The sequence below is a fragment of the Dyella sp. genome, assembly GCF_035685805.1.
Lineage (GTDB): Bacteria > Pseudomonadota > Gammaproteobacteria > Xanthomonadales > Rhodanobacteraceae > Dyella_A.
The window spans coordinates 25,961-46,941 of the sequence record NZ_DASSAB010000024.1 but is presented as its reverse complement, the minus strand read 5'-3'; the positions used below and the strand labels follow the sequence as shown (position 1 = coordinate 46,941).

General features: G+C 67.0%; 15 protein-coding genes. 3 read left to right on the top strand and 12 right to left on the bottom strand.

Annotated features, from left to right (window positions below; all coding sequences use genetic code 11):
- The first annotated feature begins 148 nt into the window (after positions 1–148).
- The 3 genes from VFG40_RS05205 to VFG40_RS05195 all read left to right on the top strand — a co-directional run bounded on the left by VFG40_RS05205 (position 149) and on the right by VFG40_RS05195 (position 4,584).
- Positions 149–1,966: an SLC13 family permease gene (locus VFG40_RS05205; protein WP_324895641.1), complete on the top strand. Its 1,818-nt coding sequence runs from the start codon at positions 149–151 to the stop codon at positions 1,964–1,966.
- Positions 1,967–2,269: 303 nt separating this feature from the next.
- Positions 2,270–3,445, top strand: a complete 1,176-nt coding sequence (locus VFG40_RS05200) for an undecaprenyl/decaprenyl-phosphate alpha-N-acetylglucosaminyl 1-phosphate transferase (RefSeq protein WP_324895611.1) — start codon at positions 2,270–2,272, stop codon at positions 3,443–3,445.
- A gap of 110 nt (positions 3,446–3,555) precedes the next feature.
- Complete coding sequence (locus VFG40_RS05195) at positions 3,556–4,584, top strand: IS630 family transposase (RefSeq protein ID WP_324895609.1); 1,029 nt, start codon at positions 3,556–3,558, stop codon at positions 4,582–4,584.
- Positions 4,585–4,656: 72 nt separating this feature from the next.
- Here the strand turns inward: VFG40_RS05195 and VFG40_RS05190 are convergent, their stop codons facing one another.
- From VFG40_RS05190 to VFG40_RS05135, 12 genes are all read right to left on the bottom strand, one after another.
- On the bottom strand, positions 4,657–5,820 hold the full coding sequence (locus tag VFG40_RS05190) for a right-handed parallel beta-helix repeat-containing protein (RefSeq protein ID WP_324895607.1): 1,164 nt from the start codon (positions 5,818–5,820) through the stop codon (positions 4,657–4,659).
- A gap of 364 nt (positions 5,821–6,184) precedes the next feature.
- Positions 6,185–7,369 carry a right-handed parallel beta-helix repeat-containing protein gene (locus tag VFG40_RS05185; RefSeq protein WP_324895605.1) on the bottom strand — a complete coding sequence of 395 codons (1,185 nt, stop codon included), beginning with the start codon at positions 7,367–7,369 and terminating at the stop codon, positions 6,185–6,187.
- A 1,122-nt stretch (positions 7,370–8,491) separates the two neighbouring features.
- Positions 8,492–9,691, bottom strand: coding sequence for a glycosyltransferase family 4 protein (locus VFG40_RS05180; RefSeq protein ID WP_324895603.1), 1,200 nt, complete (start codon positions 9,689–9,691; stop codon positions 8,492–8,494).
- A 112-nt stretch (positions 9,692–9,803) separates the two neighbouring features.
- Positions 9,804–10,925, bottom strand: coding sequence for a right-handed parallel beta-helix repeat-containing protein (locus VFG40_RS05175; protein ID WP_324895601.1), 1,122 nt, complete (start codon positions 10,923–10,925; stop codon positions 9,804–9,806).
- A gap of 26 nt (positions 10,926–10,951) precedes the next feature.
- Complete coding sequence (locus VFG40_RS05170; protein WP_324895599.1) at positions 10,952–12,574, bottom strand: asparagine synthase-related protein; 1,623 nt, start codon at positions 12,572–12,574, stop codon at positions 10,952–10,954.
- A 6-nt stretch (positions 12,575–12,580) separates the two neighbouring features.
- Complete coding sequence (locus tag VFG40_RS05165) at positions 12,581–14,062, bottom strand: asparagine synthase-related protein (RefSeq protein WP_324895597.1); 1,482 nt, start codon at positions 14,060–14,062, stop codon at positions 12,581–12,583.
- Positions 14,059–15,129, bottom strand: coding sequence for an EpsG family protein (locus tag VFG40_RS05160; protein WP_324895595.1), 1,071 nt, complete (start codon positions 15,127–15,129; stop codon positions 14,059–14,061). Before VFG40_RS05160 ends, VFG40_RS05165 begins: the two co-directional genes overlap by 4 nt.
- Before the next feature lie 4 nt (positions 15,130–15,133).
- Positions 15,134–16,030 (bottom strand): glycosyltransferase family 2 protein, encoded by an 897-nt coding sequence (locus VFG40_RS05155; RefSeq protein WP_324895593.1) that lies wholly within the window; start codon positions 16,028–16,030, stop codon positions 15,134–15,136.
- 16 nt (positions 16,031–16,046) lie between these two features.
- Complete coding sequence (locus VFG40_RS05150; protein WP_324895591.1) at positions 16,047–17,267, bottom strand: polysaccharide pyruvyl transferase family protein; 1,221 nt, start codon at positions 17,265–17,267, stop codon at positions 16,047–16,049.
- Positions 17,264–18,244: a nitroreductase family protein gene (locus VFG40_RS05145; RefSeq protein WP_324895589.1), complete on the bottom strand. Its 981-nt coding sequence runs from the start codon at positions 18,242–18,244 to the stop codon at positions 17,264–17,266. The genes VFG40_RS05150 and VFG40_RS05145 overlap by 4 nt, the downstream gene beginning before the upstream one ends.
- On the bottom strand, positions 18,241–19,545 hold the full coding sequence (locus tag VFG40_RS05140; protein ID WP_324895587.1) for a lipopolysaccharide biosynthesis protein: 1,305 nt from the start codon (positions 19,543–19,545) through the stop codon (positions 18,241–18,243). Before VFG40_RS05140 ends, VFG40_RS05145 begins: the two co-directional genes overlap by 4 nt.
- 37 nt (positions 19,546–19,582) lie before the next feature.
- Entirely contained in the window at positions 19,583–20,980 is a 1,398-nt protein-coding gene (locus VFG40_RS05135; protein WP_324895585.1) for a UDP-glucose dehydrogenase family protein, read from the bottom strand.
- Position 20,981 lies beyond the last annotated feature (1 nt).

The following is a 20,981-nucleotide window of genomic DNA, read 5'->3' as shown; positions in this document are numbered from 1 at the left end:
TACTGCGGCCTGATTCAGGGACGGGACGCCGCGTGAGGCCTTCTTCGCACCACCGCATGCATTCGTGCGGCCTGGCCCGGCAAGTCGCTGGTGTGCGAATCCACTCCCTGCGAGACCTCTGCCCGTGGGTCTGACCCTCACTCCCGAGATGATCCTGGTGCTGGCCCTGGTCGGCTTCACCATGCTCATGCTGGTGCTGGAGTGGATTCGCGCCGACATGGTTGCGCTGCTCGTGGTGGTGGTGATCGGGCTGACCGGCCTGATCCCGTCCGACCGCGTGTTCAACGGCTTCGCCGGCAACGCGGTGATCGCGATCATCGCGATCATGATCATGGGTGCGGGGCTGGATCGCGCCGGCGTGCTCTCGCTGACCGCCAACTTCGTCATGCGCATGGCACGCGGGGTGGAGTCGCGCCTGGGCGTGGTGATCAACGCCGTCACCAGCCTTTTCAGCGCGGTGATCCCCAGCCAGGCGCTGGCGGCACTGATGATTCCGGTGATCAGCCGCCTCTCGGCGCGCACCGGCGTGCCGATCTCGCGACTGCTGCTGCCGATGGCGTTCTGCATCCTGGCGGCCACCAACACCACGCTGATCGCCAACTCGCCGCTGATCATCCTCAACGACCTGATCGCCAGCGCCAACAACAACCTGCCGCCGGGTGCGCACACGATCCCGAAGTTCGGCCTGTTCAGCGTCACCCCGGTGGGCCTGGCGCTGGCGCTGGCCGGCATCGCGTTCTTCTACTTCTTCGGCCACCGGCTGCTGCCCGAGCGCGAGGACGAGCGGCTGAAGGTCACGCCGGGACGCACCGAGAGCTACTTTGCCGACACCTACGGCATCGTGGGCGAAACCGCCGAACTGACCGTCACCGCGGAGAGCCCGCTGGTGGGCATGAGCATCGGCGAAGCCGAGCAGTTGCACCAGGCGCCGCTGATCCTGGCGATCAAGAGCGGCAACGATGCACGCATGGCGCCGCCGGTGGACCAGGTGATCTGGGTCGGCTCGGTGCTCGGCGTGCTGGGCCCCCGCGAGCAACTGGCGCAATTCGCCAACAACCAGTTGTGCAAGCTGTCGCCGCGCATGCGACAGCTCGGCGAGCTGTTCAATCCGACCCGGGCGGGCATCTCCGAGGCCGTGGTCCCGCCCAGTTCGCGCTTCATCAAGCAGACCATCGGCGAGCTGCGGCTGCGCAAGCGCTACGGCATCTCGGTGCTGGCGGTGAACCGCGGCGACCAGGTGCTGCGCGATGACGTGCGCGGCATCAGCCTGCGCGCCGGCGACACGCTGGTGCTGCACTCGAGCTGGCGCGAGCTGGCCCAGACCAGCGAGGACAAGGACCTGGTAGTGGTCACCGACGTCCCCAAGGAAGAGCAGCGGCCCGGCAAGATCTGGCACGCCGTGGGCTTCTTCCTGCTGGCCAAGTGCCTTGCCCTGTTCACCAACCTCGACCTGTCCGTGGCGATGATGACCGGCGCCATCGGCATGCTGCTCACCGGCGTGCTGAACATGGACGAGGCGTACAAGGCGATCAACTGGAAGACGATCTTCGTCACCGCCTGCCTGATTCCGCTGGGCTGGTCGATGGACGCTACCGGCACCGCCGCATGGATCGCGCAGGAAGTGCTGGCCTACCTGGGTCATGCCGCTCCCTGGGTGCTGCAGTTGTGCTTGGCCATCCTCACGCTGCTGTTCTCGCAGGTGATGTCCAACGTGGGCGCCACCGTGATGATGGTGCCCATCGCGATCAGCGTGGCGGTGGCAACTGGCGGCAACCCCTCGGCCTATGCGCTGATCGTGGCGGTGTCCTCCTCCAATACGTTCCTGCTCAGTTCCGGCCATCCGGCGCTGATGATGGTCGCCGGCCCCGGCGGTTATCGCGGCAAGGACTTCCTGCGCGTGGGGGTGCCGCTCACCCTGACGGTGCTGTTGATAACGATGGTCGTGATCAACCTGATGTTCCGCTGAAATCAACGTCGCGCGAAGGCGCCGAGGTCACGTCTTCACGCGACGCATGCACCGCGCAAACCGTTGCGGCACAAGGCTTGGCGCACTTGATAAATATCAAGCACGGCGCGGGGCGGATCACGTCTATTGGTGGCCTACGCCACCCCCATCTGCCGACAGCGCACGAAACCGATAGCGCGCGCTGCGCGAGTCATGCAATGCGCGCCGCTGCACGCAGCGACGCTTTCAAACGCATGGCACTGGGGCAACCCGCACCGGATCGACTGCCACGCGCATGAAATCCGCCGTAAGGATGACCCTTCCATGGAGTACTACCGGATCCTGCTGCCCTGTGCCGTCGCCACGTTCGCGTGCACCACGACATTGGCGCTGCTGTATCGCCACGCGTGCACGCTCGGGCTCGTGGATTGTCCGAACGAGCGCAAGACGCACATGGGCCAGGTGCCGCTGATCGGCGGCATTGCCGTGTTCACCGGCGTCATGGCCGGCTGGTTTTTCGCCGCGCCGTCCGATCTGTTCGCGCGCTGCCTGCTCGGCACCGGCGCTGCGCTGGTGCTGCTGGGCGCGCTGGACGACCGCTTCGAACTCAGCGTGCGCAGCCGGCTGCTGGTGCAGACCGCGGCGGTGCTGACGATGGTCAGCGTCACGGGCGTGTACATCCACACCCTCGGTCGGGCGTTCGGTTACGAGCTGGAACTGGGCGTGGCCGGCATCCCGCTGACCCTGATCGCGGTGATCGGCTTGCTGAACGCGTTCAACATGATGGATGGCATCGACGGCCTGGCCGGCATGCTGGCGCTGGTCGGCATCGGCGGCATCGCCGTCTACCAGGGCATCGACCAGTGGCCTTCACTGGGCGTGCTGTTGCTGCTGGCAGCGGCCCTGCTGCCTTACCTGGCCGTCAATCTCGGACTCGTCGGACGCAAGGTGTTTCTGGGCGACGCCGGCAGCGTGGTGCTGGGTTACCTGCTGGCATGGATGCTGATCCGCTCCAGCCAGACCTCTAGCGGGCCCCATCTTTCCACGGTGGACGTCGTGTGGAGCGTGGCGCTGCCGGTGCTGGACACGCTGGCGGTGATGACGCGACGGATGCGCGAAGGCAAGTCGCCGTTCAAGCCGGACCGCGGCCACATCCACCATCTGATGCTCAACGCCGGCTTCGGACCGCGCGCCACGCTCGCAGCGCTGGTGCTGCTGGCGGCATCGCTGGTCGGGGTGGGCATGCTCACGCGACGCCTGAATGCCGGCAGCAACATGCTCTCGTTCGGCGCGCTGGCGGTGATCTACATCGCCATGCACAGTCAGGTCTGGCGTAGACAGCAGCTGGCGGCGGTGCGCGAACGCCGGCGCGCGGTTCGTGAACTGCCGCGCAAGCTTGCGCAGCTGGTCGCTCTGGATGCACGTGCCACCGCGACAGAGAGCGGACCGAGCGAGCACACGCAGATGCGGCGCAAGACGGATCGACAGTCACAAGGGTGAGCGATGGCATGCGCGGACCGTCAACCCAACCGCCTGGCCCCGCAGCGACTCCCTCCCGACCCGGGCTCGCCGGTGCCCGCGCCCAGCCCTCCCGCGTCGGACGTTCGCCGGTGCTGACGCTGTCGCGAAGCGAGCGACTCGAACTGGAGCACCAGGCGAGCACCGGGGCGGCGCGCAGCGATGCCGCCCGGCGGGCGCAACTGATCCTGCTGCTCGCCGACGGTCACACCTGGGCTGAAATCCGCAAGCGACTGGGCTGCAGCGACAGCTACATCGCACGCTGGAGCAAGCGCTTCACCGCCGAGCGCCTCGCCGGTCTCTACGCACGCCATGCGGGACGCGAACGCTACAAGGTCACCGAACGCCTGGAGAAGCGTGTCCTCACCTGGACCACCCACCACCGGCCTGCCGACGGTTCCCGACACTGGTCCTCGCGCAAGCTGGCGGCGGAGCTTGGCGGCACCATCTCGCACATGACGGTGGCGCGCATCTGGGCCCGCCACGGCATCAAGCCCCATCGCCTGGAAAGCGCGCCCGCATTGCCGGAGCCGGAATTCAACGCCAGCGCCGCCGACTTCATCGGGCTGTACCTCAACCGGTCGCAGCACGCTGCCGTTTTCCGCATCGTCGACCGCGTGCCGCCCGGGTCGCCCCCGGCGCGCCAACCGCGCTCTGCGGCGCAGGCGCGGCCCGGGACCATGGCGCTATGCCGCGCACTGAAGGGGCGCGAGGAGGATCCCGCCTCGCCGCCAGTCAGCAAGCGCGCCACGTCGGCCGAGCTCGCGGCGTTCCTGGCCAGCATCGCGGCGCATTACCCGCGTGCCCACGAGACTCACGTCATCGCCGACAACCCCTCGGCCGCACGCACCCGCGACATCACCAAGCTGCTGGCACTGCATCCGCAGCTGCATCTTCATTTCACCAGCTCCTACGCCGCCTGGCTCGGGCAGCTGGAACGCATCCTGAGAAAGATCGAGCTGGCGCTGATGGCCCTGAGCCCCGCCCGCACCGCGCCGGAGCTGCGGCGTCAGGTGACGCGGGGAATCCACCGCCGCGAGCAGCGCCATGGTCCGGTCAAATGGATGTACCTCGACGGCCAGATCAACCGCGTGGTGCGCCACGGACCGGCAACCGACTGATCGTGTGACGCCACAAGCAAAAGACCACCCCGAGGGTGGCCTTTCTTTTGCTTTTCCATAGCTTCGCCGGGGTTACGGCGTCGGCGACAGGATGTTGTTGGTGAAAGTGATGTTGCGCGTGGTGGAATCGATCTGCACGTCACGCGGGCTCTTGGTCAGCATGAAGATCGACCGGTTGTTGGTGATGAACCAGCGGGTGCTGTTGTAGTTGATCGTGTTGCTGGTGATCTTGACGTCGTGGGTTGCCTTCGTCATGGCAACGCCGTCGAGCCCGTTCTGGGTGATCAGGTTCGCGGCGATCCAGGTGTTGGCGATATCGATCGCCAGGATCCCGTAACCGTTGTTTTTCTCCGACGTGGTGCTCTTGACCACGACACCGGACACATCGCCGTGCATCACCAGGCCATTGCCCGCATTTCCGATCAGATGGTTCTTCTCGATCCGGACGTTGCGCGTGGGTCCCTGCCACATCGGCTCAACGTCGATCCCCGACTGCGGCAGGATGCCGACGTTGTTGCTGAACGTGCTGTTGTAGACGAAGACCCGATCGACCACGGTGATTGACAGACCCTGTCGGCGATTGCCATCGGAGACGACATTGCGCAGGGTGACATCGGTGGACGGGATCGCGCTCCCCGCCGGACCGGTAGCGCCCACATACACGCCATCGCCCCAGCAACTGGACACCTTGATGTCATGCAAATAGACGTTGTCGGAAGCGCGGATGTCCACGCCCATGCCCCACTCGCCGGTGCTGCCCATGTGCTTGGCACGCTCACCGATGACCTGGCCGCCGGTCACCTCCACATCCGTCACGCCCCAGACCTTGATCACGTAGTAGCGCTCGCTGCTGGTCGGAATCGCCACCAGCTGGGCGCTGGGATCCAGCTTGAGGCGCGTGTGCGAACGCATCTTGATCGAGGCGACCGGGTTGATCATGTAGCGCCCGGCCGGCACCACCACGGTACCGCCAGTGCTGGGCAGCGAATTGATGGCCGCCTGGAACGCTGCGGTGTCATCGTGCACTCCGTCGCCGCGCGCGCCGGCGTTGCGGACGTCGACGATCTTTGAACCGATCACCACGGTCGGGCTGGTGGTCCACCAGACGGCGGCCGACGCCGGGGCGACCACGGAACCGAGCGCCAGCGCCAGGACGGTGAGCAGGGCGCCGCGGGCGCGGCGGCGGGAGGAAGGGGAAGCCTGCGCCGATGCGCGGCCGAGCTGGATCTTGTTCATGGGGGTCGGGTACTCAGGCGTGAAGGACTAGTGACTGTTCGTTGGCCACGTCTTCACGATGCCTCAACAAAGTTGATACCGATGTGCGCGAGCGCACGCTCTGAAGAACGCGTATCTAATTGATTAGAATGAATTTGTTACCTATGAACCGGTAGTAAGAAGATCGACCGGCGCACGCTCTGCAGCCGGCCCGGAGGCCTCACTGCGCAAAGCGCCTCACTCGCTGGCGGCGTGGACGCGCCAGCGGCAGTCACTGCAACGGTTGGCGTGGTAGCCCGACCGTGCAGCACGCACCCTCTTCTCCCGGCGTCGCAACCACAGGGGCAGATACGCATGAGCGCGCCTGCCCCTGTGCCCGCAAGCGTTACGGCCGCGGCGACAACGTGTTGGATGAAACAGTCATGGACCACGTGCTGGAGTCGATCTGCAGGTCGCGCGGGCTCCGGGTCAGCATGTAGATAGACCGATGGTTGGCCTTGAACCAGCGGGTGCTGTTGTAGTTGATCGTGTTGCTCGTGATCTTGACCCGCCGGGTGGTGGAGGTCATGGCGACCCCGTCCAGGCCATTCTGCGTAATCACATTTTCGGCGATCCACGCGTCAGCCAGCTGGATCCCGAGCACGCCGAAGCCGTTGTTCTTTTCAATCTTGCTGCTCTTCACCACCACGCCTGCAACGTTGCCGTGCATCACCAGTCCGTTGCCGCCATTGCCGGCCATCGTGGTGGACTCGATCCTGATGTCGCGCGACGGGCCCTGAGTCTGCGGCTCGATGTCGATGCCGGACTGCGGCATCGTGCCGTGGGTATTGAGGAAGGCGCTGTTTACCACGTACACCCGCTGTACCGGCCCGATCGACATCCCCTGCCGGCGATTTCCGGTGGACGTGACGTGATTGAGCGTGATGTCGGTGGAGGGCGTGGCGTGACCGGCACGGCCGATCGCGCCGATGTAGACGCCGTCGCCCCAGCAGTCGGACGTCTTGAGGTTGCGCACGGACACGTTGCTGGATGCACGGATGTCCAGGCCCATGCCCCACTCGCCGGTACTGCCGGCGTGCCGGGCGCGCTCGCCCACGATCTCGCCGCCGACGATCTCGACGTTGTTCACCCGCCACGCCTTCACAACGTAAGAACGAGTGCGGTTGTTGGGAATCGCCACCAGCTGCGCACCCGAATCCATCTTCAGACGCATGTGCGAGCGCAGGTTGACGGACTTCAGCGCATTGATGCGGTACCTCCCCGCTGGCACCGTCACGGTACCGCCGCTGGAGGGAAGTGAGTTGATGGCCGCCTGGAAAGCAGCCGTGTCGTCATGCACGCCATCTCCCCTTGCACCGGCATTGCGCACGTTCACGGTGCGCGAGCCGATGCTCAGATGCGGTGCGGATGGGTACCAGGTTGCCCACGTTGGCCACGCGACGACCGAAAGCGCCAGCGCGGCCGCGGTCAGACGAAGCGTTTTTCTGCGAGAGATCCCCGAGGTGCGGGCCCCGGCCCGCGAATGTTCAAGTGAAACAGGAAAATTGGTACGGTTTTTCTTGGAAGTCACGTGTGAGCCTTTTGAGGTCGTCAAGGAGGCGTCACCCCGGCTGCGTCGCAACGCACGCGCAGGCATCCATGCGGCAGGGGCAACCCGGCGGACCTTAGTCAGCCAACGCGATGGCGGCCTGAACCACGCACCGACAAATCGAAAGTGGGCTGGCGTCAGGCCGCATGACTGTGGGAATCGCGGTTTCTGAACAAGGGGGCGTGAGGAGTACGCGAATGCCTCGTTCACACGCTGGGGCGGCCGAATTGCGTCCGGAGAACCCTCCGGCCCGGGCGGCCGCGGGCCCCTTGCATGCAGTTGAGCGCGCAGGTGGCCTGCGGATGGGGATGCGGCTGGTCGTGTGCTTCGACGCCCGGCGCAGGCAGGCCGCGCCACTTCGGGCTGGACCTGCGCATCAGTTGGCCGGGCAACCGCCTGGGCGCAAGGTCGCAAGTGGAGCCGCCCCGAGCGTGTCCGCCATCCTCCGGTGACCTCCGCGGACGTCGACTGCCACTGCACGCAGACCAGTTGCTGGCCCTCAGGTTCAAGCCCGCCGCGCGGCGCAGCGAAAGAGCCATCGCGTGCCAGCTCCTGTACGGAAGCACGCCCGGCGCCGCGCGGTGGCAGGGACGGTGCCGGCCATGCGACGCAGCACCCTGCCGGTGCAGTTTGTCGCGGATCGTCCGGGAAGGTGATCCTCGTCGGAGAAGGCGACTGCGCGTTGTAAAAGCCGCGTCGCGCAGGCCGTGCAACTGACGCGGCTGGATCAACCCCGCCGCAATACTTCCGCAGGCGCTCACGCGGGGGCAGCGGGCGTGTTCTGCCTGCCCCGCACGATGGATCGCTCCCGATGCCTCTGCCGCTCAGGACGCCCGCTGGGCCGCTCACCGCGTGCGCGGGTCCTGGCGGAAGACTCGGCCGCAATCGGCCCTGCCACCGGATGGCCAAGCGGCCGGGTGCTGCCGACACCGGCGCGTTGATCTGCCTACGACACGACGGCGAGGGCTCGGCGCGGTGATGTGGAAGCCGGAGCCGCCGCGATCGACTCGTCGCAGCGGGTCGCCCGAGGCCCCGATGTAATGAACCCCGTGGCTCCCGCGACACCAGCCCGCGCGATGCCTGGCAAGCGGCGCAGTGGTCGCCTCAGCGCGGCTGCGGCCTGGGCGGATATTTGCCGGCGGCGGGCGTTCGCTGTCCCTGCCTGCCGGCCCGCGGCAGAAGTTCGTTGTACACGTCGATCGTTCGCTGGATGACCGAGCGCTCGTCGAACTCATCGAGCGCCCGCTGCCGAGCCCGGCGGCCCAGTCGCTCCAGCAGGGCCCGATCGTCGTCCAGCGCGATGATGCATTGCGCCAGTGCGGCCGCATCGCGCGGGGCCACCCGCAGGCCGTCGCGACCATCCTCGGTTACCACTTCCCGACAACCGGGAAGATCCGTCGTCACGATCGCCAGGCCGCATGCTGCCGCCTCGATCAGGCTCTTGGGCACGCCCTCCCGGTAATAGCTCGGAAGCGCCATCACGTGCACGGTGCGCAGCAGGGCCGGCATGTCGTCGACATGGCCAAGCCAGGTCACGATCCCCTCTTCGTCCCACCGCTTTACCTCGGCGGGCGAGACCGAACGCGGGTTACCTGGATCGGGAGTGCCAGCCAACAGGAACTCCACGTTGCGGCCAACCGCATGCAGCTGCTTTGCCGCATCCACGAACTCCTGAATGCCCTTCTCCCACAGCAGCCGCGCCGCCAGCAGCACGCGCAGGGGTTCGCCATCGACGGGCAGGCGATCTGCGGGGGCGAAACGACGTGTATCGACTCCGGAGCTGCGGATCATCCGGACCCGGCCGGGATCGACAAGACGCGCCTGCGAAAATGCCTCTGCATCGTCGGGGTTCTGCAGGATCAGCAGCGAGCGCCGGCCGCGCAGTGTCGTCCGCAGCAGCAGCTTGACCAGGGGCCGCAGGACGCGCGCCTTGACCCCGTCGCTGGTGAATACGTAGCCCATGCCCGCCACCGCGTTGACTACCGCAGGCACGCCCGCGACGCGGGCGGCAAGCGCACCGTATACGGCGCACTTGACGGTGAAACTGTGCAGCAGGTCGGGCCGCTCGCGACGCAGCACCCGGACCAGTCGCCACCAGGTCACCGCTTCCCGCAGCGGATTGAGGCTGGCGCGGTCCATGGGCAGGGTGACCCAGCGCAGCCCATGTCCGGCGAAGCGCGAACCGAACGGTCCCGGCGGGGAGAGCATCACCACCTCGTGGCCATCCGCCTGCAGGCGTAGCGCGGTGGAGAGGCGGAAGTTGTAGAGGTACCAGTCGGTGTTGGCGAACAGGATGAATTTCATCGACGCTCCGTCGTTCGTGAGGGGATATAACGCCGCGACGCGGCGGCAGCGGCCCCGGTCGCACCGCAGAAACGGCCGACAGATCCACGTGTGCCACGCACACGGACCGTCGCTACCGCAGGTATCGGTTGCTTTCCATGACGGTCGCCTGCACGCCGTCATCCACTTTCAGGTCGCGCTTGCTGCGCGACGCCGGCTCGGCGGCGAATGCCTGCATCGCCTGCTTGATCGCCTCGTGCATGTAGCGCGTGCCGTTGCGGCTGAACGTATTGCCCGCCAGGACACACGAGCGCACGCCCCTGCGCAGGTACGTTCCGCTCAGCCCGTTGTCGGCGATGGTGTTGTCGGCAAGCACCACGCGGCCCGCCCCGGTGACCAGCACGCCATAGCCGCGATTGCTGCGTATGTCGCAGCGCTCCAGTCGCAGCCGAAGCACGTTTTCGCCCGCCACCGAGAGGCCGCTGCCGTGGTTGCCGCTCATGCTGCAACCGGAGATCAGCACATCCTCGGCGCCCATCTTCATGGTGTCCGGCTCCACGTCGATGCCGCATCCCGGCGCCGTGCCGCCGGTGTCTCTGAAGTGGGAGTCCCTCACCGTAACGCGGCGTGACGCGGTGATGGACAGGCCTTGGCGGCGATTGCCACGGCAGGTCACCCGCTCGATCGTGACGTCGCTCGCCACCTTCATCGCGCCACCGCGCCCGAAGATGGTGCCGACCCAGATGCCGTCGCCCCAGCAGGCGGAGATATCGACGTCCCGGATGCTCACGTGGCGGGCGCCGAGCACGGAGATGCCGTGCCCCCACTCGCCTTTGCTGCCCGTATGCTCCGACCGCTCGCCGACGATGCGCCCGCCGCTGACGCCCGCGTCGATCACGCCGCGGATCAACACCACCGCATAGCGCTCCAGCGCATTGGGCTTGGCCAGCAGCACGGCGTCGCGGTCCATCACCAGCCGGGTGTGCGAGCGCAGCCTTACCGAACGCGCCGCGTCGATCAGGTAGCGGCCCGCGGGCACGCTCACCGTCCCACCAACCAGTAGCAACGAATCGATGGCCGCCTGGAAGGCGGCGGTATCGTCATGCACGCCGTCGCCCACGGCGCCGTGCTCGCGCACGTTGACCGGCTTGCGCGGGCCTGGCGCCACGGCGAGAGCCGCCTTGCCCATGGCAGGCAGCACGAGCACCGGCAACGCCAGCGCACAGGCCCGGCGCAGAAACGCCCGCCGCGCCATGCGCGTGTCGTCCCCGCACCCCACCGTCACGATGCGTCACCGCAGTCCAGTTGCGCCAGCGCCCCGTCGAACCGCTGCAATAGCCACGGCAGCAGGATCGCAAGCAGATAGAACTTGGAGGCGAAATACTTGTTGCCTAACTGGTGACGATACCGTTCCAGCCACGCCGGGGCGCCGGGAACCAGCCCCCGGGTCTGCTGGGCCATCGCCCATACCTGATCGAACCGCTCGTGCGCCAGTCCGCAGAGATCGAAGCGGAACGAACCCTTGGCGGCGACATAGGGCAGATGGCCGAAGCGCCGGGCGATGTGCTTGCGTACCAGCACCTTGTTGATGCCGCCCGCGCCGATCAACTGCTCGTCGGGTACGTCCTGGAAGACCCAGTCGCACAGCGGCCCGTCGCAATATGGATAAGCCATCCGCAGGTCCAGCGCGCTGGCGACGTACATGCCCTTGGCGAACAGGGCAGGCTCCAGGATCGTTGCCGAGATCCGGCGCCTTGCCTCGCCTGTACGGGCCGCGTCGATGTCGGCGCGGAAGGTTTCCAGTCGTTGCCTGGACAGCCAAGAAAGCGAGCGCCCCAGCAACGCGTCCACCTCCGCATCGGTGAAGCGCGAGCCGGGATAGAAGCGTTCGAACGAGTCCATCTGCAACGTGCCGAGCACGTACGAAAGCGGGAAGCTGCCCCGCATCAGCGGCATGCGCTGAAGCGAAGACGGCAGTCGCACCCGCCGCGCCAGCGACGCCAGCAGGCGCTGCTTGCCGTTGGGAGGAACGCCGAAGTAGGGGTCCGAGCCGAGACCGTCGATGATGCCGTCGCCACCGTGTCGCGCGATTTCAGTGGCGAGATCGCAGTAGGAAAGCAGTGCGAAATCCGCCGTGAGCAACGGCATGCGCGGCACCAGGGCGAGATAGCGATCATAGGCGCGCCCGGGATCGCAGGTCAGCGACTCGTGCCGAAGTCCCAGCTTCTGCGCGACCCGTTGCGCCGAGTCCACCTCGTTCTCTTCGCGTCCGCCGAGGTAGGTCATGCAGACAACCTGGGGTGCCGCCTCGGACATCGCGATTGCCAGGGAGGTGGAGTCCTTGCCGCCGCTCTGCAGCAGGTATGGCGTTCGCATGCGCTCCGTGTTGCGCGTTACCGCCTCGCAGAGCAGGCGGTGGTAGGTGTCGACCAGTCGCTCATCGTCGATCGCACTCGCCGTGGGCCGCTTGACCGCAGCCGACTGCCGCTCGAAGTGGAACGTCGGCGCATCGTGCAGATCCTGCTGCGGCATGAAGCCGGTGGTGGCCAGCTTCACGTTGCGGAAGATCGAGTGCGGCGGGTAGACGAACGCATTGCGCAAGAGATCGGCCATCGACACCGGGTCGAGATCCTCGGCCTGCCCGTGCATGTCGCGCATCGCGGAGAAATCGGCCTCGCCCCGGTGGGGAGAGGCATCCACCTGGATACGGTCATGCGCAGGCGCCGTCGGGTAGCTGCCCGCGCGCACCTGCGTGCTTCCCATCGCCTCGGAACAGCCGTCGCCCTTGCCTGCACCCGGCATGATCCGCGCCGCCGCGAGCTCGGCATCGGCCGCGACCACCGGGCCCGCCGGGCAGGCCACCGGTACCGGCTTGGCCTCGTGACCGGGAAATGCTTCGCGCATGTCCGCTTACTCCGTTCGATGCGTGCGTACGGGAGGGTCGGCCGCATGGATCCGGCTCAGCAGCCACGGCAGGGTTACCGCCAGCAGGTAGAACTTCGAGGCAAAGTATTTGTTGCCCAGCTGGTGGCGATGACGTTCCAGCCAGGCCGAGGCGCCGGGGACCAGTTCGTGCGCACGCAGCGCAAAGGCATGTACCTGATCGAACCGGTCGGCGAGACCGCAGACGTCGAAACGGAACGACCCCTTGGCTCTCACGTAAGGCAACTGCTGGAACCGGCGCGCAATGTGCTGTCGCACCAGCACCTTGTTCACCCCGCCGCGGCCGATGAGCATGGCGTCGGGCACGTGGTGGAAGATCCAGTCGCACAACGCGGTATCGCAATACGGATAGCCCAGCGCCAGCCCCATCGCCTCGGTGGTGTACATGCCCTTGCCGAAAGTCGCGGCTTCCACGATGGTCGCCGCGACCCTCCGCTGGGCCTCCAGCGTGGGCGCCGCAGTGATGTCTGCACGGAACATTTCCAGCCGTTGCCGTGAGGCGGCCGCCATCGGCAGGTGCAGCAGGTCGTCCACCTCGCGATCGGTGAACCGGGAACCGGGAAAGGTGCGCTCGAACCGATCCATCTGCAGCGAGCCCAAGGCATACGACAGCGGGAAGTTCCGGCTGACCAGAGACGAGTGCAGCATGACGTCGGGCAGGGAGAGCCGCCGCGCCAGTACCCCGCGCAACAGTTGCGGCCAACGCAGCGGCAGGCCGAAATAGGGGTCCGAGCCAAGCGCGTCGAGCACGACATCACCACCGTTGGCGGCGATCTCGGTGACCAGATCGGCATACGACAACATGGCGAAGTCGGCCGTGAGCAGCGGCATCCTCCCCACCATCGCCAGATACCGGTCGTATGCCCGACCCGGGTCGCACACCAGCGTCTCGTGACGCAGTCCCAGCCGACCCGCGACCAGGCGCGCCGACTCCACTTCGTTCTCCTCGCGCCCGCCCAGATAGGTGACGCAGGTGGTGTCCGGTCGCACCTCCGCCACCGCCAGCGCCATCGACGTCGAATCCTTGCCTCCGCTCTGCAGCAACCAGGGCGTGCGCATGGTGGCGGTCGTGCGCAACACCGCCTCGCACAGCAGCTGGTGGTAGCGCTCGACCAGCAGCGGACCACTGGTGTCCGCCAGGCGGGGCCGCGCGGGTGCAGCCGACGACTGGTAGGGGAAGTGGAATCGAGGTTGCGCGTGCAGGTCCTGGTCCGGCTCGAACCCGGAAATGGCGATCTTGACGTCGCTGTAGATCGAGTGTGGCGGGTAGACGAACGCGTTGCGCAACAGGTCCGCTACGGACACCAGATCGATGGCGTTGCCCGGCGAGCGACGACGCAGCGGCGAAAAATCGACGCGGCGCCCGTCGGCCTCCGCGATCAGCTGGATCGGGCCCGACAGGGTGGCGTCGGTCGGAGGCGCCCTGTAGCTCGCCCCGGGCACGCTCATATCAGCACCATGTGGAGCACGAAGTAGGAAAACAGGCCGCTGGCTGGAATCAATACGAGCCGCAGCAACAGGGGATGACGCAGCACCGGCGTGCGCGCATGACAGACGATGGCGGCGAGAATGAACGACGCCGCCACCCATGGCACCAGCAGGTAGCGGTTGGAGTAGTTGCCCCAGCCCACGGCCAGGAACGGCAGCACCATGGCCATGTAGACGGCGGCGCTGCTCTTGATGCGCTCGTCGTACGGCTCGCGCACCAGGCGCGAGGCAATGAACGGCAGCAGGTACCAGAACAGGGAGAACACCGCGAAGTCCAGCCGTACGCCGGCGCGGTACTCGGCCCCGGAGCTGTAGCTCATCACCGCGGCGTAGACCGCCGGGGCGATGGTCCGCACCAGCAGCATCGACAGCCCGGAACAGTACGCCACAAACGCCACGCCCGCGATGATTCGCTGCGTACGCAATCTCAGCAGAAGGACCGGAGCAAAGCCCAGGTACATCAACGAGGAGTAGTGCAGACTGCTGCTCAGCAAGCCGTAGAACAGAAAGCCGCGCCACTGCTTTCGGTGAAACGCCAGCAGGGCTGCGAACACGAACGGCGTCGCCAGCCCCTGGCGCACCGCGTTGATCGACGCGTTGACGAACATCGGCGAGAGGAAGAGAAACAGCAGCGCCGCGCACAGGAACGTGAGGAACTCGCGGTTGGAGCCGAGGTAGTTGAAGTAGCGATGGGCCGCTGCCGCTGCGCCCGCCAGCAACACCAGGAAAAGCGTCGCCTGGTAGCCGACCACGCTCATGCCGATCACGCTGCTGATCTTGGTGAGTGCGACGAACCCCGGCTCGAAACGCGTGGTCACCTGGCCGTGGCGCATGGCCTCGAACACGCCCGCGTAGATATGGGTGTCGGTGCCGATGTTCTCGGCACGCAAGGCGACCGTGGCGGTCGCGATCAGGCAGGCGACGCCGAGCACCAGTACCGTCAGCACCGCACGTGCATTGGCCGCGGCCGTGTCGCCGCTGTCCACCAGACCAAGCGGGCTTTGCAACAAACTGTCGTTGATGGCCATCGAGTCAGTGTCCCTGGCCGGCACGGTTGGAGGCACGTTGGCGACGCAGGAACGTCAGCACGTGCCGCCGCGCGTAGCGGGCGATCGAATAGGCATGGGTCGCCAGCAACTCGGCGCGACCCACCAGTCCCTGCGCGTACAGTGCCTGCCGCGAGTCCCAGCCTGCCTTCTGCATGGCGGCCAGGTCGCCGCTCAGGCCGCCCTCGCCAAAAGGCTGCTTGTGACCGGAGACCAGCACCTGCCGGATCGTCACGCAGCGATAGCCCGACAGCAGGATCTGCCCGAACAGCAGGGCGTCTTCCGAGCGGCGCCGACTCTCGTCGAAGCGGAACGGCAGGTCACGGCGCAGGATCACCGATGGCGTGGGAAAGCCGCTGCGCAGGCGCAGCAGGCGCTTGGGCATCTTCACGATCTTGATCGGGTAGGTCAGCGGCGGCGGCGGCGCCGAGCGCGGCTGCACATTCATCAGATGCGCGATCATCGCGATATGCGGATCGGCGTTGAGCACCGCCATCTGCAACTCGATCTTGCGCGGGTGCCAGCTGTCATCGGCATCGAGGAAGGCGATCCACGGCTGGCTCGCGTGTTTCCAGCCCTCGTTGCGGGCCGCCGACGGTCCGCCATTGGCCGGCAGGGCGAACACCTTGACCCACCCCTCGGGATAGTCGCGCGCCACCTGTTGCAGGCATTCGAGTGTGCCGTCGCCGCTTGCATCGTCCACCAGCAGCACCTCGGCCGGCCGCATCGTCTGCGCGGCTACCCGGGCCACCGAACCGGCAATCGTCGCGGTGCAGCGGAAGCAGGGCACCACCACGCTGATCGGCGCGATCGCCTGGCGCGGCGAAAAGTCCGCGGTGCGTCTGGAGTCCGCCGACGGCAGGCTGGAAGCTGTGGATTGCATTGCGGCGCAGGCCTCTTCAGTGGACCAGTGCATCGGATACCCGTACGGCGGCGGTACGTGCCATGCCGCGCCACTCGCCGAGCCGGTCGGCCAATGTCTCGCGCATCGATTGCTCCTGCCCCATCAGCCACTCCATGGCGCTGCGCAGCGTCGTGGCCGAAACGTCGGGCGTCTGCAGCACCATGTCCTCGCTGCCGAACAGGTCGCGGTTGATGCCACGCGCCTTCACGCTGTAGGCAATCGAGATGGTCGGCACGCCGCTGGACAGGGCCGCGATGGTGGCGTGCGTACGCGCGCCCATGAAAAAGTCGAGTCGGCTGATCACATGCTTGGTCTGCGCCGCATTGAAGTGGCTGGGCATGAGCTTCACCGCACCGCCCAGGTCTCCGAGCTGCTCCAGCAGCGGCGCCATGTAGCGCGAGTCGCCGCCCTGTCCTTCCGCCATCAGCGGATTGACGTGCGGCACCAGCAGCACACGCATGCCCAGGTCCTGCACGACGTGGCGGATGAACCCGGCCACTTCGGCCCGCAGATCCTGCCCCGGCTTGCGATAGCGCTCGATCAACGGACTCACGTTCAGGCCGAGCACGCGCCCGCTGCCCTCGGGCCAGAAATCGTCCACCGCGACCGGTTCGGGAGAGAGCACGAAAGCGGGATCGGCCATGCGAATGACGTTGGCCAGGCCGAGCTTGCGGGTGAGGTAGTCGTAGCTGGCCGACTCCCGCGCAGCCACGTGCCGCATGCGCGAAAGGTGCCGCGCCATCGGCCGCATCAGCCCCGGCGCGCGGTCGAACGGCCCGACCGAACCGCCCCACAGGATCACCGGTTTGCCCAGGTCCATGGCGTAGCGGTCCACTGCCATGATCGGCGAGGGAATGCGGTAATCGAGCGAATAGTTGTCGCCCCCCACGGCCAGCACGGCGTCGACGCTGTCCAGGTCGTCGCGCAACCACGAAGGCATCGGGAACGGCCACGGAGCGCCCTGCAGCAACGGCAGCGGAAGTCGCTGCAACTGCACCCAGTAGCGTCCCTCGAGCGGCTGGTAGGCCCGCACGAAGCGCACGCCTTTGCTGGCTGCCTGCGGCCACTGCACGGCATCGCGCTGGCCATTGGTGGCCGGCACCAGCACTTCGACCTCGCCGAACTGTTCGGTCAGCAGGTCGACCGTGCTGCGCACGATCGCCTCGCAGCCGCGGTTGTCGAAGGCGTATTGGCCGGATAGATAGAATCGCTTCATGCAGGATCGTCCAGATAGGTGAGGATGCTGTCGATGGGGCGGCGCGCCGAGTAGCACACCTTGAATTCGTCACTGGCGAAGCCGACCGCCATCATCGTGATCACGGTGTGGGCCGGATCGATCGGCACGACGCGGCGCAGGCGTCGGTCCTCGCGCGCTCCGCGGCTCCAGTTGAGGAAGCACGAGGCGAGCCCGAGCGAATGCAGCGCCAGCGCGAGCGACATGGCGAACATGCCCCCGTCGACCCAGTGCTGGAAGCGCTCGCCGTGGGTGTCGAAGGCGCGCAGGTCGGCCGTGATGATCAACAGGCACGGCACCTCGTGGCCGAAGCCGCGATTGCCGTTCTGCAGGGCAAGCGCACGATCGATGGTGCCGCGCGAGTCCATCTGGTAGACGTGCCATGCCTGGCGGTTGCACACCGAGGGCGTGCGCATGGCCAGTTTCATCGCGCGCCGCATCAGTTCGCGTGGCACGGCGCCCGGGCGGAAATCACGCACGGAATGGCGCGAACAGAAAAAGCGCTCGGGGTCCTCCAGTTTGCCGGCCAGCAGCTCTTCCAGATGGAAATCGATCACGCCTCCCTCGGCCGACTCCTGGCGAACGTGCTGCAGGAACTCCTGCACCCGCCGGGCCGTGTCGCCGCCACCGTCGGCGGTCGCCGCGAAATCGCGCAGCACCTTCACGCCGACCGACTCGTGGTAGCCCGGGCCGGCCGTCGCCGGGGTGCGCCGCTCCAGCACACGCAGCAGGTTGCCCGCCGCCTCCCAGCCGGAGTTTGCACGCCGCTCGCGGAAACTCAGGCTCTTCTCCAGCTGGTGATAGATCTTCACCGCCTTGTAGTCGCGGCGACGGTGCTCGGCGTGGGCGCGCCAGCCGCCGTAACGCACGTAACGGGAAAAGTCGTAGGCAAACCCGCCAAACGCCCACAGCAGGTTGTGCAGTGGTCGAATGAGGCGCTTCAGACGCGAGCTGATCATGACGCGCGCTCCTGCAGAGGATGAAAGCGGCGGACGCCGCCATAGAGGGCCAGCAACAACACCGTCTCACCCACGACGGTGGCTATCGCTGCGCCGATTTCGTGATGCGAGGGAATCAGCACCACATTCAATGCGATTACCACGAGCGCGCTGAGGCCCATGGCGAACACCCGGTAGCGCATGTGCCGCTCGCTCAGCAGCGCCGAGCCGATGCCGATGGCCATGAAGCGGATCGGCACGCACCATGCGAGCACCATCAACACCGGCACCACCGGACGGTACTTTTCGCCGAAGGCCAGAGGCACCGCCCACGGCGCGAGCACGGCCACGGCAGCGCCCAGGGCGAGCCCGGCGACGAGCATCGCCACGTTGCCGCGCCGGTAGACCATCCAGAACTTCTTCGGGTCATGCACCGCCCAGCGGTGCTGCTTGGACAGCAGATACTTCTGGAACACGGTGGTGGGGATCAGGTAGATCGCCGTCATCACCGCCAGCGCAATGCCGAAGATGCCCGCCCGCACGTTGCCGTCGAAGTACTTCACCAGCACCGTGCTGATCTGGAAGAACACCGGATAGAGCACGGCCGACAGCCCGAATGCCCACGCCTGCGACCACACCGACCAGGCCCCGGGCGCCGGGCTTTCTGTGGACGCCGCCGGCGCGGGGCGCGGCCCGTGGCCGTGCAGCTTCATTTCCCCGTGCAACATCGCCCGCAGTTCCGGCGTCGCCAGTGCGGCCACGCCCAGCGAGATCACCGCAAACCCCACCGCAACGAACCGACTGGTGAGGCTCGGCACCAGCAGCAGCATCACCGCCACCAGCAGCCGGCTCCCCGGCGTGGCGAGCTGCCACGCCGCGAGCGCACCGTGGCGCTCCTCCAGCCGCAGCTTGGTGCCGATCAACGACGCCGCCAGGACACCGAGCACCACCGGCAGCAGGATCAGCAACATCGGCGTGGCGTCCGCCGGCGCGGCGGTGATCGCCCAGGCGGCGATCAGCAGCATCGTCAGCAGCGTGCTCACGCTCAGGAACCGCATCGACGGCCGCAGCCAGCGATTGGCCGCCCAGCCCTCTGCGCCATAGGCCTTCAGCCAGAACTGGGCCAGGCCGAAGCCGGCCAGCGGTGCGACCATGGTGATCATCGCCAGCGACGAGGTGAACAGGCCATAGCCCGCCGGCTCGAGCTCGCGTGCCAGCAGCGCCTGCGAGCCGAACGTCATGCCGGCACCCAGCGCCGTTGCCAGCCACAGCAGCGAGATCGCGCCCACGGCACGATGCCAGCCCTGCGGCAGGGTAGTCATGCGCCATCGCCAGGAGAGGACTGATGCCATGGTTCGGTCACGCCGCCGCGAGCGGATCGGCACCGGCGGTCACCGCCGGCTCGACGACTGCATGGCTCGCCAGTCCGATCGAGCGCCCGCGGCCGATGCCGTAGTAGGCCAGCCCGGCCCCCTCGACTGCTGCCGGGTCGTACAGGTTGCGTCCATCGAACAGCACCGGCTCTCGCAGTGCGGCACGGATGCGACCGAAATCGGGGCTGCGGAAAAGCTTCCACTCGGTCAGCAGGACCAGCGCATCGGCGCCTTCGAGCGCTTCGTAGGGCTGTTCGCAGATCACCAGATCCTCGCGCTCGCCGCACCAGTGCAGCACGTGGTCCGACGCCTGCGGATCGTGCGCGCGCACCTTGGCGCCGGCAGCCCACAGGGCCCGCAGCAGGTACAGGCTGGGCGCCTCGCGGATGTCGTCGGTTTCCGGTTTGAACGACAGGCCCCACAGCGCCACCGTGCGTCCGGCCAGGTGCCCCTTGAAGTGATTTTTCAGCAGCTCGAAGACCTTGAGCTTCTGCGTGTGGTTGACCGCCTCGACGGCGCCGAGCATGCGTGCCTCGTACTGGCTTGCCCGCGCCATCCGCGCCAGCGCCTGCACGTCCTTGGGGAAGCACGAGCCGCCGTAACCGGCGCCCGGGTAGATGAAGTGATAGCCGATGCGCGGATCGGTGCCGATGCCGCGACGCACGTGCTCGATGTCCGCGCCGACACGCTCGGCGATGTTCGCCATCTCGTTCATGAAGCTGATCTTGGTGGCGAGCATGGCGTTGGCCGCGTACTTGGTCAGCTCGGCCGAGCGCGTATCCATCACCAGCGTGCGGTCGCGGTTGCGATTGAACGGGGCGTACAACGTGCGCAGCACTGCCAGTGCGCGCGCACTGCTGGTACCCAGGATGATCCGCTCCGGGCGCAGGCAGTCTTCCACCGCCTCGCCCTCCTTCAGGAACTCGGGATTGGAGACCACGTCCACGTCCACGCTGACGCCGCGCGCGTCGAGTTCGGCGGCGATCGCCGCGTGGACGCGCTCGGCGGTACCGACCGGCACGGTCGACTTGTCCACTACCACCGCGGGCTGCTGCAGATGCTGTCCGATGGTGCGCGCCACCGTGAGCACGTGGCTGAGATCGGCGCTGCCGTCTTCGGCCGGCGGCGTGCCGACGGCGATGAAGATCACGTCCGCGTGGGCCACCGCCTCGGCGGCGGTGACGGTGAAGTCGAGATTGCCGTTGGCCTGGTTGCGCCGCACGATCGGCTCCAGCCCGGGCTCGAACAGGGGCACCTCGCCGCGCTTGAGCCGAGCCACGCGGTCGACGTCGACGTCGACGCAGGTGACCTGATTGCCCATTTCCGCCAGGCATGCGCCGGTGACGAGACCCACGTAACCGCTGCCGAACAACGTAACTTTCATG